We start from the raw sequence: 17,191 nt of genomic DNA, 5'->3' as shown, positions 1-17,191 counted from the left end.
CTACTTGTTTGTGCTCATGTCATGCCAATATGTCCAAAAGTCAGCAACGTCTAGGTACGCTTTATAAACTTCTTTAAGATTAGACGCAATGGTGTTACTTTCATCCAAGCTAAAGGGATTTTTATCATTTACATAGTCATTGCGAGTTGACCAACTTCCTTCTTTCATGATTTCACTATAACCATCATTGTCACCATTTTCGCCACCGCACATATACCAAATGAACAAACGTGCACCAGCAGGGTTATCACAACCGGTAACTGTATATACATAGCTTGTATTCTGAGTACTTACATAAGGTTTTAGATTAGTAACCCAGGCAATCGGGTATCCATTATCATCTCGGTTCCCTATTTTACCGGCAGAAGCCATACCAAGTGCAGGTTTCTCAGCCGTAGAATTTGCCACAGCCTCTACAATTTCATCCCCATCCGATATGAATGTACTTTTTAACTGTGAAAGGCGGTATAAGAATTCATAGCCAGCATTATTTTCCTCAACCCCCAATGCCGAGGCATCATATGTATATTCAATATCCGTACCATATTTATCTTTGTATGCTTGTTCCAATATTCCCGGATTTGCTACAAAGTTACTATACAACGCCAAATAGGTGGATTCCGATGAAATTTCCTTACTATACAAATCATACACCTGAGTTCCATCATCATTCAATTCTACAATATCCCACCAGTTAGTGATAGGGGAACCATTTGGATAAACATCCGTGTTATAGAACCAGTAAGATATCGAACTATATAAAGGCATTCCGTAGGTCAATAAATCTTGATTAATATTGGCACATATGTCGTTAGGATAATATGCCTCCAGATATTTTCCATAATAATTAAATGCAATATCTCCGCGTGCGTCTGAATCTTGTACCACATCACACATAATTTTACCTGCATCCACTTCTGCAACAACTTTAGTTATACTTTCGCCACTATCCAAATCATTTACTTCGACTTTAAGATTTGGGTATTCTTCCATGAATTTCTCTGCGATTTTTGAAACTTTACTTGATGTGCAGTATACGACGATTTTACCACCCTCTGTCTCAGCCAAATTGTAGAGTTTTCTTTCACTCATTACATTATAAGAATTATCAGTAGGAACAGTAAAAACATTTTCTGTGATGGTATCATTGGATGACTCAGCCGCTGCATTACTCACGGGGGTACTTCCTTTGTCTGTTGTTTGTGTACGGTTACTGCATGCCGTCAGCAATAATATTATGATACCTGACAACAACAACGCAGTTTCATATTTCTTATTCATTATATTTGCTCCTTTTCTTATACGTATCATATTTAATAGAAGTTTCATCCATTTTTTCTAATATAATTTCAACTATATTAAATTCTTGCATATTTAATCAGTCTGGTGCTTTCCTTTGAATAGACATTAAACCGGTCTGGTTTGACCTTCAAATATATTTTTTGGCCAGTCCTATAATCCTCAATGCCAATCTGTTTCACCAACACTTCATCACTCTTTCCAGTTTGAGAATCTAAAATATGAACTGTAACTAAAGTTTCCGAGCCGGCTAATTGATTTGCATATACAGTAGCTGCAATTAAGCCATCAGCAGGTTCTTTTTCAATCTGCACCTGTTCCGGACGAATTCCGAAAATACAATTAAATTCTCCTGTTGGCGTTACTTCATCTGTCATATCCTTTGCATCATAGATGTATGAACCTAGTGAACAATATGTTTTCAATTTATTACCTTGTTTACACGCTTTCCCATCCAAAAAGTTAATTCTGGGATTTCCAATAAAGTCTGCATTTATTAAATCAATAGGATTCATATACAGTTCCATAGGTTCTACTAACTGTGACAAGCAACCCTTAGAAAATACTGCGATTTTAGTTGACATTGTCAAAGCCTCTACCTGATCATGAGTGACATAAATAATTGTAGTACCCAACTCCTGATGGAGACGTTTTAGCTCAACCCTCATATCAATGCGTAGTTTAGCATCCAAATTAGATAAAGGCTCATCCAATAAAAGTAATTCTGGTGAATACGCAATCGCGCGAGCGATAGCCACTCTCTGTTGTTGTCCACCTGATAACTCATTGGGATAACGCTTCCCGTATTCCTCCATGCGCATACGTTCTAAGGCATTCATTACGTATCTTTTAATCTCTGCACTGCTAAGTTTTTTAATTTTTAGTCCAAAAGCTATATTGTCATAAACTGTCATATGTGGCCATAAAGCATAGCTTTGAAAGACCAGATTCAAGCCTCGCTTCGAAGGCTCTGCATAATAGTCCACTTCACTATTGATTATTTCCTTTCCATTCATCAACATATTACCATGCTCTGGGCGTTCCAGACCTGCGATTATACGCAAGGTAGTAGTTTTTCCACACCCAGATGGACCCAACAAAGTCATAAAATCTCCATCTTCAATGGTCAAATTCAAGTCCTTTAGCACATGATTATTTCCAAAAAATTTATCAATGTGCATTAATTCTATTTTACTCATATATCCATTCCTTTCATTCTCTTTCGTTAGCCCCAGCTTTTTCCGATATCAGCTCCTGTCAATTTGTTAGTTACAAAGTATATAAGCATTACAAAAAACAGTACTACTACAGAAATTGCATCTGACATCTGTGGCATCACTTCTTTGCTGTACTGAAATGCCAAATAGGATAATGTATTATTCTGCGGCGTCATAAATAAAATAATGAGATCCAGCTCTTTTGCAATACTAATAAAAACTAATAAAAATCCTGAAACAAATCCATTTTTAGCAAGTGGAATGACAATTCGTGTTATTTGTTTCCAAAAACTAGCACCTGCAATCGTTGCTGCTTCTTCCAGACTTCTACCAATTTGTAACATATTTGCCGTACCTGAACGACTGGCAAAGGGAAAATGTTTTACAACCGTTGCCAAAAGTATAATAGTAAAGGTTCCGTATAGGGAAGGTATTGGTCCGTAAGACTTACTAAACATAGACAAATAAATAGCAGCAAAAGCTACTGCGGGCATCAGATATGGAATAAAAATAAGTTGTTCCACTAAACTTCCATACCACGTTCCACGTCCGCGTGAGCAGATATATCCCAAGAGCTGACCACATAGTGCTGTTATTGTTGAACCAATGACAGTCAGTTTTACAGTATTCCAAACAGCCTTTATAAAAGCATTATTATTAAATATTCCCGGATAATTCACTGTATCTTTTGCGTTTTCCAATTTGCCAATCCAATTATACAGTGTCAGATTATGAAGTCCGTATCCTCCTCCTGTGTGAATTTGAAAAGTTTCCATTACTAAAATAAACAGAGGAATCAACATCGCTACTATAAGGAAACCACCCATTAAAAGCATAATGGGATATTTAACCTTTCCAAGGCTAATAACAGAATATTGATTGCCTTTGCCGCCAATAGTCTCATATGATTTACGCGAACCAATGAATATCTGGTTTGCAAAAATAGTTCCTGATGCCATAAATATTAAAAGAATTGACATACAATAACCAACGGTAACAGAACCACTACCTATAAAATCGTGCATTTTAGTTGCCAGAGTATAATAGCTGATACGAAGGCCCAAATTTGCTGCAACTCCGTAGGTTCCAATTGCTTTGCTAAAAGTCATGATTGCAGAAGAAAGAACTGCGGGCATAACCAATGGCATCGTAATCTTTCTTAAAACATATAGTTTGTCCGCACCTTGAATCTCTCCCATCTCTTCTAGTTCGCTGTTTACGGTTCTTAGAGAACTAGATACCATAATATATGTAAAAGCATAGTAATGAAGCACCATGCAAAGAATGATTGCAATAGGTCCATAAGCAAGCCAGTCTGGAATATTAAAACCAAGCCCCGCTAAAAATCCCGGAGAACCACCACGTCCATTCCTAAATATGGCTAACCATGCCATGGACTTACACCAGGATGGAATCATATATGGTATTATAATACCTAGTGTCAGCCACTTTTTACCTGGTATATCACTACGTACCATGAGCCATGCAAGAAAAAAGCCCAGTAAAACAGCAGCAATAGTTACAAAAAATGCAATAAACAAAGAATTTTTCAGTGGCGTAAAAAAATTGGCCCCCGATAGCTTACTCAAAAGGAGGTACTTCCAATAATAAAGCGTAACATCTCCAATTTGACCGCCTTGTACACGTCTTAATTCAGTGGCTGACAAAATAAATGTATTTTTAACCATTAAAAGCAATGGTACTAAAATCAGACAAATCAAACTTCCTAATGCGCTAAAAACAATCATATTATATGGTTTGCATATGATGTTTATAACTTGATTTTTTAGCCTTTCTCCCCAAATCGGCTTATGGCTTCTCATAACATAACCTCCTATTCATCAAGCATAATGGATACATAATCACCACCCATAGCATAAATTGTCTTTAAAGAACGTTTCATACAACCTGCTGCTCTCACCTGAAAGCTCAAATAATCTGACATTGCAATTTCATAGCACCCCGCATCCATTTCTCTTCTTAGTTCACCAATCGTACTACAATTATTTTGAAAGTCATTATAGATGCATCCATATTGAAATGACTGGTGAGTATCACTTCCGGCCACAATGGGTCTCTGTATTTTTTTGCTTAATTCATCTATCATTGCCCGATTTTTTTCTGCTCCTTGCGCCATGTCTTTTCCGTTTAAGTCCAGAAAGTCAAAAGCCTCCTGTTGCTCCTGCAATAATTCAGGAATATGACCTCCTTCACGGAAAGGATGCGCTCCGCCAAACAACACTGAATATTCTTTTACCATCCGTGCCCACATTTCAAAAGAAAGGTATAAGCCTTTTTCCTTATATGGCTCTAACCTTTGATTAATTTCAAGTATCGTATCAATATCTCCGATCACTAAAGTATGACCACCTTCTGCAATATCTACCTCAGCACCCGGGAAAATATGTAATCCGGTTGGAGCTATAAAATAATCACCATCTTTTTCATAAACTTGTCTAATGTATTCGTAGATTTCTGCAAAACCACAAGTATTAAAATGTTCTGTTAGACAAATGGCATCTAAACCTGATTTTGTTGCCTCTTCAAATAGCCAATCTGTATACTGACTTGAAAAGGGAATTTTCTTTGTTAACTTTCCATGAGTATGAAAATCAATCTTCATATAATTTACCTATGCACCATTACCATTAAGAATAAAACGATGCTTTGACCTTTCTTTTTTTATTATTTTATCTTATATACTAAACCCCAACTATCAAGAACAGGTTAAATGCATGTAAAGTTTCATTTAAATCTTTTTGAAAATTTTATTTCATTTTTATGCTAATGTGAATTAAAAAATCTAAAACACAAAGAAAGTTACAACCGTTTAATCAGTTGTAACTTTCTTTGTATTTTATGAAAAATTCCTAAGTATCATTTACTGCTTATTGATACTCTCATCTATAAAGATTTCAAATTGTTTCCAACTTTTTAATCTTCTATAAATATTACTTTGATTTTTTTTCTTTTTGGTGCTTTTGTTGGAATAATACTTTGATAACGATAAATACTTCCATGCCATTTTAGGCCTATGAATTCGATCGAGTGAAACGCCTGTATCAACCGGATCTCCCATTTCTTTTACCGCTTTTGCCATTGCCTCAGCTTCGCCCATTCCCATATCGATATAAACTTTTGCCTGATCGTCAATATGATTTTCTATTTCTTCACTAATCATACCTTTTGCTTTTTCACAGCGAATCTGATTTATGACTATTTTCAAATAATTCTCTTTATTCATCCGCTAAACCTCCATACATAGAACATTCGATACCGCTGATGAATATTCCTGCCATTCCTCTTTTTTAGCCTTTAAGTATTTCTTCCCATCCTTTGTAATGCTATAGTATTTTCTCATTTTTCCACCCACTTCATTTTCATAAGAAGTAAGCAGATTTTGTTCTTCTAGCATATGTAACAAAGGATATAAAGTACCTGCCTTCAATTGAAAAACATTATTCGATTTTTTATCCAGACAGTCGATTATTTCATACCCATACATATCCTTATCCTTTAGCAAACTTATTACGAGCATTGATGTACTTCCTGAAACTAAACTCTTATTGATTGCCATTTTATACCTCCTTATTCATCATTCTATATAGATAATCTATATAGAATTATATGTAGATAGTCTATATATGTCAAGTCTTTTTTTCGATAAGCTTTGAGCTTCTTCTATGCCTGCACATCGAGCTTTTATAGATTAAGAATATCTGATTTTATAGCAAAAAAATAAAATGCATTACGAACTAATTGCATTTTATTTTTACCCATTCCCCTATTAAACGCTCCAGATTAAATGCCGCATTTGCAGGACTTGTTGAGGGCAGCTCTATAATTTCTAAACCTGTTATTTTTTGACTGAATTTGCGATATAACCTGGCGGCTGTTTTGCCATTTGCATATATTCCTTTTATATTGCATTGTGCAAAAATAAGACTTAAATTTGTTGGCGCCACATTTTTGATACTGCTGTCACTGGAACCGACAATATCACAGCTTTGAATGACATCCCATATTGCAATGTTATTATATAAAAGCATTTTCTTTTTATCTTCTATACAAACTGGAGTATCACATTCATATATTCCAGCTAAAACTTTCCAAAATCGATTCTGTGGATGGCCATAGTAAAATCCTTGCTCTCTTGATTTAACGGATGGTAGACTGCCCAGAATCAAAATTCTTGAATTCTTATCAAACACAGGCTCAAACGTATGCTCTATTTTCTGATATTCACCCATTTTATTCCTCCTCACTCTATTTAACTTATCATGCTATTCTACTTATTGAAATTACATTTGCTTTCTCACAATCCTGTATTCATCATCTATTTGAAAGTATGGACACCCCCCAAATGTTCCTCCTAAAAATTTTCCATACTCATCTTCATCCAAACTAACCTGACATTCGTAATAATCTTCTTCCTCATTGTAGCTGTAATTGATACAGCAATCACAGTTTGATTTACTAGACATTTTGTTAAGCCTCCCTCTGATTTATCTTATTTATCTTCTTTATTTTTCTTTGGCATTAAAAGTTCTATTTCTTCATATGTCAACTCTCTGTAATCACCCTTTTTCAAAGAGTCATCTAATGCAACATTACCAATTGATATTCTTCTTAGATATATCACATAGCATCCTACTGCTTTTAACATTCGCTTCACTTGATGCTTACATCCCTCCGATATAGTAAGGTATCCAGATATAACAGGCTGTATATCCCTATTTTTCTTAATCTTATCATTTAAGTTTTCTTTCATTTCAACCTTTAGTTCCTTGAATAATCCAGTTCTTAATATTTCAAGTTTCGCTTTCTTCGTTATAAAATCACCGCTGTCCAATTCAATTCCATCTTCTAATTGTTGAATCTTTTCTATGGATAGCTCTCCAAAAGCCCAGAAAAAATAAGTTTTATTCACATGCTTCTTAGGGTGCATTAAATGATGATTAAATTCACCATCATTCGTAATAAATAATAATCCTTCTGTATCTTTATCCAATCTACCTACTGGAAAGAGACAATTGTTATCGACATCCTGAAAATAATCAAGCACTGTAGTATGCTTTAAATCTTTCCTTGCTGTCACGCATCCTGCCGGCTTATGAAACATATAATAAACCTTTCTTGTATACTTGATTTGATGATTCAGATATTCAATTATATCATTCTCTTCATCAATCTCTGCCGCTGGTAAAAGCTCAATCTCACCATTCACCCGGATCTTTTTATCCTTTATCAATATACGAACCTCTTTTCGTCTACCAACTGAGGTTTCTGCTAAATACTTATCTAATCTCATACCATTCCTTTTTATAACGCTGTTAATAGCTTCGTAAGCCTTTTAAAATCTCTTTTCATTTTATGATACGTAAACCATTGTATCATAGTAAGCAGAAAAGATAAAAGCCTATTTCCTCTTTTGCTGTAACAAGTTCTATACTAAAAATATTAAAATAGCCAACCAGCTCAAGCCAGTTGACTATCGTGAATGATTGATTCCAATACTCCAATATTGACTAAATACTATAAACATGAAAAAAGAGCTGTGAAATGACTAAATTCTTTCATCACACAGTCCACTTTTTTCGATAATCTATCTAAAGTAATTCTCTTATTTTATCCTCAACAACTCCCAAATCTGTCGTTGGCTCAAAACGTTCTACAACATTTCCATTTCGATCAATTAAAAACTTGGTAAAATTCCATTTGATATCAGGTTCTTTTGCAAAATTAGGATTTTCCCTTCCAAGCATACTCTCCAGCAATGCTGCTAAAGGATGCTCTGCATCAAAACCTTTGAAACCTTTAACACTTTTTAAATATTGATATAATGGCGAAGCATTATCTCCATTTACATCTATTTTAGAAAATATCGGAAATTTAATACCAAATTTGGTATCGCAAAAGCTTGCGATTTCTGCATTGGTACCAGGAGCCTGATTACCAAACTGATTACAAGGAAAATCTAGTATAATAAAATTTTCCTTACTATATTTTTCATACAAGTCCTGTAATGCATCGTATTGAGGAGTAAATCCACATTCCGTAGCTGAATTAATTATTAATATAACTTTATTTTTATATTCTGTCAATGATATTTCTTCTCCGTCTGCCTTTAAAACGTTAAAATCGTAGATTCCCATCTTTCATTCCTCCTACCTCAATATATTTTTAATTTTTTCTTCTATTTTCTCCGGTATAGTAGCCGGCGCAAATCTTTCAAGCACTTTACCATCTCTATCAACCAAAAATTTTGTAAAATTCCATTTAATTTTATTACTTAATATACCCTTCTGCTGAGATTTTAAAAATGTAAATAACAAATCTTCCTTCTCACCATTTACATCAATCTTAGCAAATTGTGGAAAACTAACCTGATAATTTAATTGGCAAAACTCATGAATTTCTTCTCCCGTTCCAGGCGCTTGATTAGCAAACTGATTACACGGAAAATCTAATACAATAAAGCCTTGATCCTTATACTTATCATATAGCTTTTGCAATCCTTCGTATTGTGGAGTAAACCCACAGCCTGTTGCAGTATTAACAATTAATAATACTTTACCTTTATAATCACTTATGCTTTGCATTTCACCATTTGATTTTTTTACTTTATAATCATATATATTCATATAGTCCTCCTTTTTATTGCTTTCAATTTAATTGTGTTCTATTTATTTAATTGTATTGTACACAATTTATTTGTCCTTGTCAATCTTTTTTCACGAGTTTATATTCACAGCAGTATGTTTTCTTCATCCCAAACCAATAATTGCATAGTAAATAAATTTGGGGTAACTAAATTTTAGATACAAATACCAAAAGACCACTGAAAAATATTTTATCAGTGGTCTTTTATTGAAATAATTATTAAGGATATTGAATTTATAAATGTTGATATTGCTAGATCTTTAATTGTCCCAAGTACTTACACTTGTCACTTTCTTCTCTTCTTCGTCAAACCATTTAGTGGTAACACATTTGCTTTCTGTATAGAATCTTACGCTGTCTTTTCCTAAACAATGTAAGTCTCCAAAGAAAGAATTCTTATGTCCTGAGAATGGGAATACGCCAACCGGAACAGGAATTCCAACATTAACTCCTACCATTCCTCCATCTGTTCTGCTTGCAAATTCTCTTGCAAAATATCCACTTTGTGTGTAAATCACTGATCCATTTGCAAATGGATTACTGTTCATAACAGCTAATCCCTCTTCAAAATCTTTTACTCTCTTTACGCAAAGAACCGGTCCAAATATTTCAGTTGCGCCAATTGTCATCTCTTCTGATACATGGTCAAAGATTGTAGGTCCAACGTAAAAGCCGTTTTCATAACCTTCTACTGTTACATCTCTACCATCAAGTACTAATTTAGCACCTTCATCAATTCCCTTTTGAATCCAGTTTAATACACTTTGTTTGTGCTTTTCTGTAATAACCGGTCCTAATTTAGAATCTGCTTCATAGCCTGGACCTATTTTAAGCCCTTTTGAAAGCTCTACTAATTTTGCAACTAATGCATCAGCGATTCCCTCTTCTGCAACAACAACAGGTAATGCCATACATCTTTCGCCGGCGCATCCAAAAGCAGAATTGATAATACTAGCAGCGCTACGCTCAATTGCAGCATCATTCATAACCAATGCATGATTCTTCGCTTCGCATAAAGCCTGTACTCTCTTTCCATGAGCTGCAGCCGTGCTATAAATATGTTTACCTACCGAAGTAGATCCTACAAAAGAAATACCTCTGATATCTGGATGTGTTAAAAAGATTTCTGCTTCATTTCTTGTACATGTAACGATGTTTAATACACCATCCGGCAAACCTGCTTCTTTATAGATTTCTGCAAATCTTAATGCAGTTCTTGGTGTTGAGCTTGATACCTTTAATACCATGCAGTTACCAGCAGCAAGACAGTTAGGAGTCATCCATCCCATCGGAATCATTGCTGGGAAATTAAATGGAGTAATTCCTGCAAATACACCAAGTGATTCGCGAAATAGTGTGGTGTCAAAGCCTTTTGAGGTATTTAATAAAGACTCTCCCATCATTAAGGTAGGGATTGAGCAAGCAAGTTCTGTTCCTTCCTGTGCTTTTAACACATCTCCATGTGCTTCACTAAGTACTTTTCCATGCTCCTGTGATACCAGTACCGTTAATTCATCCATATATTTTATGATTAGTTCACGAACCTTGTACATAACCTGTGCGCGCTTGATTACTGGTACCTGTGACCAAGTTTTGTAAGCTTCCTTAGCAATTGCAATTGCTTCTTCTACTTCTTCTTTGGTACAGCAAGGAGCTTTCGCAACTACTTCGCCTGTACTAGGATTGTAAATGTCATTGAATTTTGTTGTTTTAGATTCTCGGTATTCTCCACCGACAAAATATTTAATTGTTTCCATATCTTTACTCCTTTTCTATGTTAAATTTAATTTGATCACTTAAACTCTGGCAATCATATCTCCGTATTTTTTCTTACTTTCTGCAATAAATTCTTTGACAGCCGATACACTTGGCATATCCTGTGAACATGCATGGCTTGCAACTAACATTGCAGCAGAGGCACTTCCAAGTTCTAAACAGTCAATAATCTCCATTCCTTCAAATAGACCATATAAAAAGGCGGAAGCGTAACCATCTCCACCTCCAAAGGATTTTAATAATTTTACCGGAAATGGTTTAATACTATAGTGGTTTCCATCGTTTGTATAAGCAGTAGAACCATCTTTACCGTGTTTAACAACAACAATCTTGCTGCCAATTGCGTGAAAGTAAGCAGCCGTTTGTTCATCTGTTCTGCCCTGTTCAATCATTTGCTCTGTTAAATCAAATTCTTCTCTAGAGCCTAAAATTACATCACTTTGTTTTGCTACAATTGAATAATATATTGCAATCTCATCCATGTTGTTCCAGTTATATGGACGATAATCAATATCAAATATAACTACCAAATTGTTTTTCTTCGCCAAAGCCAATGCCTTTAATGCTGCTTCACGGGAAGGGCTTTGTGCAAGTGCTGTTCCTGAAATTAGAATAGCTTTACCCTTTTTGATATAATCTTCATCTACATCAGAAACATCAAGTCTTAAATCAGCAATTCCATCTCGATACATTAAAATACTACTTTCTGTTTCGCTTAATATTTCAGTAAATGTTAAACCAATTTTTTCACCATTCTTGCATCTGGTAATATGCGAGGTATCTATACCCTCTTTATCAAAAAAGTTAGTAACAAAATCCCCAAACTGGTCATCCGATACCTTACCGATAAAACCAATTTTCTTTCCTAATCTAGCCATTCCTACCGCAATATTTGCCGGAGAGCCTCCCAGATATTTCTTAAAGGTCGTACTTTCTGAAAGTGGTTTGTAATAATCGACCGGATTAAAATCTACAGCTACTCTTCCAACCAATATCAGGTCAATTTCCTTTGACTGATCAAATTGAATATATCCCATACTTTTTCCCTTTCTTTCTACAATTTATTAAAAACTCCTATATCAAGTTTTACATTAAACTTTATTATCGCTTTGGAATACCTTGATGTGTCGGCTGACATTTGCATAAGAGCCACATACCATAGCTTTACTCATTGAAAAATAATCTCGCTTTTCTTCTTTGCAATACTGTCTTACTGCCTCTTCAACAGATAAGAACGTGGCGGTAGCGACATTAATTTTGCGAATTCCTCCTGCAATACATTTTCTAAAGTCTTCATCACTAATCCCTGAACCTCCATGAAGTACCAATGGTATTGGAACCCTTTTTCTTGCTTCCTCTAGAATTTTAAAGTTAAGCTTTGGTTCCTTTTTATATAATCCATGTGCATTTCCTATTGAAAGCGCTATCGCATCCAGATTGGTCTTTGTATAGAGCTTTAAAACCTCCTCTGGATCAGAATATAACATTTCATGATCTACGCTTCCATCTTCACTTCCTGCTAATTGTCCAACTTCTGCTTCTACATCAGCTCCATATTGGTCTGCCAGTACTTTTACCTTTAAAACCATAGCGATGTTTTCATCTATCGGTAATGCAGAGGCATCAATCATAACGGAGGTAAAACCCAATTCTAATGCAAGCTTTATGGTATCAATATCTAATCCATGGTCCAAATGTACTGCAACCGGAACCTTGGCGGCTTTTGCTGCTGCAATCATCAATGGTCCAAAAACCTTTAATGGAGAATATGGAAGTCTTACTTGTGCTACTTGTAGAATAATTGGTGATTTGAATTCTTCTGCTGCTTGAATTGCACCCAAAACCATTTCCATATTTGCAACGCTAAAAGCTCCGACACCATAATGATTGACAGAGGCATCTTTTAACAATTTCGACATATTAACAAGTGACAATTTAATCACCTCTTTTTTTATGATTTTTTTAAAATATAATCATTAATTACCAAACATATTAATGTTATACTCATTTTATACCACAAACTTAACCATTGTCAAGTTGTTTTTGATTATTAGTATTAACTTTTTGTGAATTTATAAGTATTTATCTTTTCCAATTTTGTATTTTTATGATTATTTTCTTGTTATTTGTTGATAATATTATGATGATATAATTATTTTTCATTTGCTTTCTTCACCAAAATTAGATATAATACTATTAGAATAGAGTGTTTGCTATACTACCACTTTAGTACCTTAGAAAGTTGTATCATAACTACTTTCGTGCCATCGCTTACTTCTTGCATCTAACTCTTTGTTTCATGGCATGTGTCTATAATCATTTACATATATAGCAAATTAATTTTTCTATATATTAATTATTTTATTATTGAAAAGAAAGAGGTGTGTTAATTTGAGATCGCAACGTTTAGATAGTATCAAAGAATATATTTATCAACAAAAAACAGTTACTCTGGATCAACTTTGTACTGAATTTCAAGTTTCCAAAAACACAATACGCCGCGATATTGATGAACTGGTTTCTACGGAAAAAATCAAAAAAATATACGGCGGCGTTACAGTTGAAGGTTATAAACCTATGTTATCATTTGATGAGCGTAATATCAGTAACCTTCAATTAAAACAATCAATCGCGCAAAATGCTGCTTCCTTAGTTAATGATAACGAAATTATTTTCATTGATTCTGGAACTACTACCATGCATATGATTGAATATGTGAAGGATAAGAAGAATTTAACTATTCTTACAAATAGTATAGAGGTTATTATGCGTTCTATACCTTATCCAAATATTAATGTTATTTCCTTATCAGGCTCCTTAAATCGTAAAACCTTATCGTTTACCGGAACCAGCTCTGCAACTGTATTAAGTCATTATAATATCAGTAAGTCTTTTGTTGCCGCAACAGGCATATCAACGATTGGGGGAGCTTCTAATTCTTCTCCTTCGGAAACGGAAATTAAACGTACGGCGCTGTTAAAGAGTCAGAAAAATTATTTATTAGTAGATCATACCAAGTTTGGTATTATCTCGTTAATGACATTTTCAAATTTCGATAATATAGATTCAGTAATTACCGATGAGATGCCACCAGATGATTTAAAAGAAACTTTAGATAAAAACAATTGCAACATCTCATTAGTTGCACCACAAATTTAGTCTTTAAAGCTTTATTCTAAGGAAATGATAGGGAAGCTGTTCTAACTTCCCTATCATTTTCTTTCCCTTGTGATTGACACATTTTTTTCATTACAGTTGAAATTGATTCATTATTTCATACAAGTTCTGAGCCAGACTTGCCAGTCCATCACTTGCATCTGCTATTTCTTCAATTGAGCTCGTTTGTTCTTCCATTGCTTGTCTGGTATCTTTTGTTGATATTAAGTTATTTTGCGCTATGTTTGTAAGCTTTTGCATCGTTTCCAGTATCTCATTTTTCATTTGATCCATTTCCTGACTTGATACCGTCAACTTCTTTGCTGTTTCTATTACCTTTTTACTTGCTTCATCAATTAAAATGTACTTTTCTTTACTACTTGAAACTCCATTTGCTTGCTCTTTTACAATAATCTGAACTTTATCCACAGTAACAACCGCATTTCTTGAGTTTGAACACAATTCTTCAACTATCTGGCTGATTTCTTTTGAAGATCTGGCTGATTGTTCCGCAAGCTTTCTGATTTCATCTGCCACTACGGCAAATCCTTTTCCTGCTTCACCAGCCCTTGCAGCTTCAATTGCAGCATTTAGAGATAATAAATTAGTCTCCTCTGCAATTTGGTTAATCATATTACTTGCCTCTCCTATTTTTATTGAGCTATCATTTGTTTTAATAATAACTTCATATATTTGCTTATTTGCATCATTACTCTCTTTTGTGCTTTTCAACAAATGTTCTATCTCAGCTAACCCTTCTGAAAGTGCATGAAATACTTCATTTGAAGCCTCAGTCAGCTCATTTACCCCCATTAGATTACTTCTAATAGCTTTCCCTAATTGCTCTGCTTTTAAACACCCTTCCTGTGTATTATTAGCTTGTAAAGAAGCTCTTTGTGAGATATCTTTTGCTATGTTCGTCACTCCTTCCACTGCAATTACTGATTGCGCAGATATTGCAGTTAATTCTTCTGACGATGCTGCTACTTGCTCAGAAGATTCTTTTACCTGTGTAATAATACTTCTTAAATTGTTGATTATGCTTCGTAAAGCACGAAACAGTTCTCCTGTTTCATCCTTTCTTTTTAAATCTTTTTCTTGTACATCCGCATTAATATCCAAATCAGCAATTCTTTTTACTATACCAACTGCTTTCGTAATGGGAAGTGCAATCGATCTTCCCATAAAATATGTAATAATAACACAAATTAATAAAGTGATTACTATAATAATAATGCAGGTATATAAAAGAATGGGAATACTGGATAACACTTCTGTTTGATTCGCAGTAAATATGATAATCCACTCTGTTCCAGGGATTGAAGAAAATCCATAGAATTCGTTTTGATTTTCAAGATTCACTTCTATAATTCCTGATTTTTCATCCAAAATTTTTTGATAGGCCACAGACAAAGAGGATAACGATGCATCTTCTTTTGCCAATTCAATTGGATTGTACTGGTTTAAAACCAAATCACTATTGGGACTTGCAATGACAGTTCCAACCGAATTAATGATAAACACATTGCCCTCTTCACCATATCCCATGTCACTAATGATTTCACTTAAAGAAGTTCCGTCTCTTCGTCCCACCAAGGCTCCCAAAACATTACCATCTTTTACAATCGGTGTCGCATACATCATGTCAACCTTTCTTGATTGCTCATTAAAGGCAAAATTAAAAGCATCATTATCTCCCTCTAAAGCTTTTCTGGCAGAGTCACTTTCTGACAATTGAATCATTAGTCCTGTGGAATACATCACTTTTCCTGATGTACTCATTACTCCAATATCAGTAAATCCAGAGTTTTCCAATACACTCTTTAATATTGGTTTTTGAACGTCAAAATCCATACTTTGAATTTCTTCTAGCGAAGCTAATGTTTCAAGCGTTTTCTTTTGAGTATTCATTCGTGATTCTGTCACAGCAGCTCCTTGATTCGACATGGTCACAAGCAGTGTTTTAGCCTCCTCTGTTAAAGAGGTACTGGCAACAGCAAGTGCAGCAATACCAATCAAAATATTTGAGATAATAATAATAATTGAAAATTTAATTATTAATTTTAATTTTATACTTTTCATTTTTTCACCTCATAATTTAAAACAAGGTTATAGAAATTGACGTTTCTATAACCTTATTTTTAATAATGTAATGTGTTTATCTAATGTGACCTATAAGAATTATAATCCTGTTTTTTCTGCAATATATTTTCTGGCTTTCATTGCATATTCCAATGGATTTGCAATGGCAGGATCCTGCTCTGCTTCAACAAGCATATAGCCTTCATAGCCTGCCTCTTCCAACACCTTGAAAATTGGTTCAAAATCAATACAACCATCTCCAGGTATGGTAAAAGTGCCAAGTCTTACACCTTGTAAAAAGCTTAATTTTTCATTCTTTACTTTATCTACTACATTTGGTCTGATATCTTTCAAATGTACATGCTTAATACGTTTTACATACTTTTGAACCATTTTTAATGGATCAACTCCGCTATATGCAAAGTGTCCTGTGTCAAACAATAAGCTTACGTATTCTGGATCTGTATTATTCATGAAGCGTTCTGTTTCTTCCTCTGTTTGAACAACAGTTCCCATGTGATGATGATAGGTTAACGAAATTCCTTTCCCCTTTGCGATCTTTCCAAGCTTATTAAGTCCTGTGCAAAGTAAATTCCATTCTTCATCATTCATATTGTATTTTTCTTCAAACACAGCTTTATCCGTTCCCTGAATACTATGTCCTTGCTCAGAAACACCAATAATTTTAGCGCCCATAGCTTTTAGGAAATCAACCTGCTTGATAAACTCTTTTTCTGTTTCTTCATAAGGCTTCGTTGTTAGAAAGGAAGAAAACCAACAGTTACAAATCTGCATTCCTCTAAGCTCTAAAGCTTTCTTTAATGTCTCTGCATCCTTTGGGTATTTATTACCAATTTCTGAACCTGTGAATCCTGCTAATGCCATCTCACTGACACACTGTTCAAATGTGTTCTCTTTTCCAAGATCAGGCATGTCATCATTGGTCCATGCGATAGGTGCGATACCTAATTTTACTTTACTTTTATCAAACATTATAA

The 17,191-nt window shown here is 34.5% G+C and carries 17 protein-coding genes; 1 reads left to right on the top strand and 16 read right to left on the bottom strand.

The window, feature by feature from the left end:
• From C8E03_RS05535 to C8E03_RS05470, 14 genes are all read right to left on the bottom strand, one after another.
• Window positions 1–1,281 carry an extracellular solute-binding protein gene (locus C8E03_RS05535; RefSeq protein ID WP_170122907.1) on the bottom strand — a complete coding sequence of 427 codons (1,281 nt, stop codon included), beginning with the start codon at window positions 1,279–1,281 and terminating at the stop codon, window positions 1–3.
• Window positions 1,282–1,358: 77 nt separating this feature from the next.
• On the bottom strand, window positions 1,359–2,498 hold the full coding sequence (locus C8E03_RS05530) for an ABC transporter ATP-binding protein (protein WP_094375659.1): 1,140 nt from the start codon (window positions 2,496–2,498) through the stop codon (window positions 1,359–1,361).
• Between the two features lie 26 nt (window positions 2,499–2,524).
• On the bottom strand, window positions 2,525–4,339 hold the full coding sequence (locus C8E03_RS05525; RefSeq protein ID WP_110290520.1) for an ABC transporter permease: 1,815 nt from the start codon (window positions 4,337–4,339) through the stop codon (window positions 2,525–2,527).
• Between the two features lie 11 nt (window positions 4,340–4,350).
• Entirely contained in the window at window positions 4,351–5,139 is a 789-nt protein-coding gene (locus C8E03_RS05520) for a PHP domain-containing protein (RefSeq protein ID WP_094375661.1), read from the bottom strand.
• A 258-nt stretch (window positions 5,140–5,397) separates the two neighbouring features.
• On the bottom strand, window positions 5,398–5,760 hold the full coding sequence (locus C8E03_RS05515) for a permease prefix domain 1-containing protein (RefSeq protein ID WP_110290519.1): 363 nt from the start codon (window positions 5,758–5,760) through the stop codon (window positions 5,398–5,400).
• Between the two features lie 3 nt (window positions 5,761–5,763).
• Complete coding sequence (locus C8E03_RS05510) at window positions 5,764–6,093, bottom strand: PadR family transcriptional regulator (RefSeq protein ID WP_094375663.1); 330 nt, start codon at window positions 6,091–6,093, stop codon at window positions 5,764–5,766.
• Window positions 6,094–6,271: 178 nt separating this feature from the next.
• Complete coding sequence (locus C8E03_RS05505; protein ID WP_110290518.1) at window positions 6,272–6,766, bottom strand: DNA-deoxyinosine glycosylase; 495 nt, start codon at window positions 6,764–6,766, stop codon at window positions 6,272–6,274.
• A 51-nt stretch (window positions 6,767–6,817) separates the two neighbouring features.
• Window positions 6,818–7,000, bottom strand: coding sequence for a DUF6472 family protein (locus C8E03_RS05500; protein WP_094375665.1), 183 nt, complete (start codon window positions 6,998–7,000; stop codon window positions 6,818–6,820).
• 26 nt (window positions 7,001–7,026) lie between these two features.
• On the bottom strand, window positions 7,027–7,827 hold the full coding sequence (locus C8E03_RS05495; protein WP_110290517.1) for a pseudouridine synthase: 801 nt from the start codon (window positions 7,825–7,827) through the stop codon (window positions 7,027–7,029).
• Window positions 7,828–8,125: 298 nt separating this feature from the next.
• Entirely contained in the window at window positions 8,126–8,671 is a 546-nt protein-coding gene (locus C8E03_RS05490) for a glutathione peroxidase (protein WP_094375667.1), read from the bottom strand.
• A 12-nt stretch (window positions 8,672–8,683) separates the two neighbouring features.
• Window positions 8,684–9,160: a glutathione peroxidase gene (locus C8E03_RS05485; RefSeq protein ID WP_110290516.1), complete on the bottom strand. Its 477-nt coding sequence runs from the start codon at window positions 9,158–9,160 to the stop codon at window positions 8,684–8,686.
• A gap of 279 nt (window positions 9,161–9,439) precedes the next feature.
• Window positions 9,440–10,936 carry a CoA-acylating methylmalonate-semialdehyde dehydrogenase gene (locus C8E03_RS05480; RefSeq protein ID WP_094375669.1) on the bottom strand — a complete coding sequence of 499 codons (1,497 nt, stop codon included), beginning with the start codon at window positions 10,934–10,936 and terminating at the stop codon, window positions 9,440–9,442.
• 39 nt (window positions 10,937–10,975) lie between these two features.
• Window positions 10,976–11,992, bottom strand: coding sequence for a 5-dehydro-2-deoxygluconokinase (gene iolC, locus C8E03_RS05475; RefSeq protein WP_094375670.1), 1,017 nt, complete (start codon window positions 11,990–11,992; stop codon window positions 10,976–10,978).
• A gap of 54 nt (window positions 11,993–12,046) precedes the next feature.
• Complete coding sequence (locus tag C8E03_RS05470; RefSeq protein ID WP_094375671.1) at window positions 12,047–12,889, bottom strand: class II fructose-bisphosphate aldolase; 843 nt, start codon at window positions 12,887–12,889, stop codon at window positions 12,047–12,049.
• 457 nt (window positions 12,890–13,346) lie between these two features.
• Between C8E03_RS05470 and C8E03_RS05465 the strand changes: the two genes are divergently transcribed.
• Window positions 13,347–14,114 carry a DeoR/GlpR family DNA-binding transcription regulator gene (locus C8E03_RS05465; protein ID WP_094375672.1) on the top strand — a complete coding sequence of 256 codons (768 nt, stop codon included), beginning with the start codon at window positions 13,347–13,349 and terminating at the stop codon, window positions 14,112–14,114.
• Window positions 14,115–14,204: 90 nt separating this feature from the next.
• Here the strand turns inward: C8E03_RS05465 and C8E03_RS05460 are convergent, their stop codons facing one another.
• Both C8E03_RS05460 and iolE read right to left on the bottom strand, forming a co-directional pair.
• On the bottom strand, window positions 14,205–16,193 hold the full coding sequence (locus C8E03_RS05460; RefSeq protein ID WP_110290515.1) for a methyl-accepting chemotaxis protein: 1,989 nt from the start codon (window positions 16,191–16,193) through the stop codon (window positions 14,205–14,207).
• A 99-nt stretch (window positions 16,194–16,292) separates the two neighbouring features.
• On the bottom strand, window positions 16,293–17,186 hold the full coding sequence (gene iolE / locus C8E03_RS05455; RefSeq protein ID WP_110290514.1) for a myo-inosose-2 dehydratase: 894 nt from the start codon (window positions 17,184–17,186) through the stop codon (window positions 16,293–16,295).
• Window positions 17,187–17,191: the final 5 nt, after the last annotated feature.

This window comes from Lachnotalea glycerini (genome assembly GCF_003201285.1).
In the GTDB taxonomy this organism is placed as follows: domain Bacteria; phylum Bacillota; class Clostridia; order Lachnospirales; family Lachnospiraceae; genus Lachnotalea; species Lachnotalea glycerini.
The sequence above is the reverse complement of the archived record's forward strand: the minus strand, read 5'-3'. Positions and strand labels throughout refer to the sequence as shown.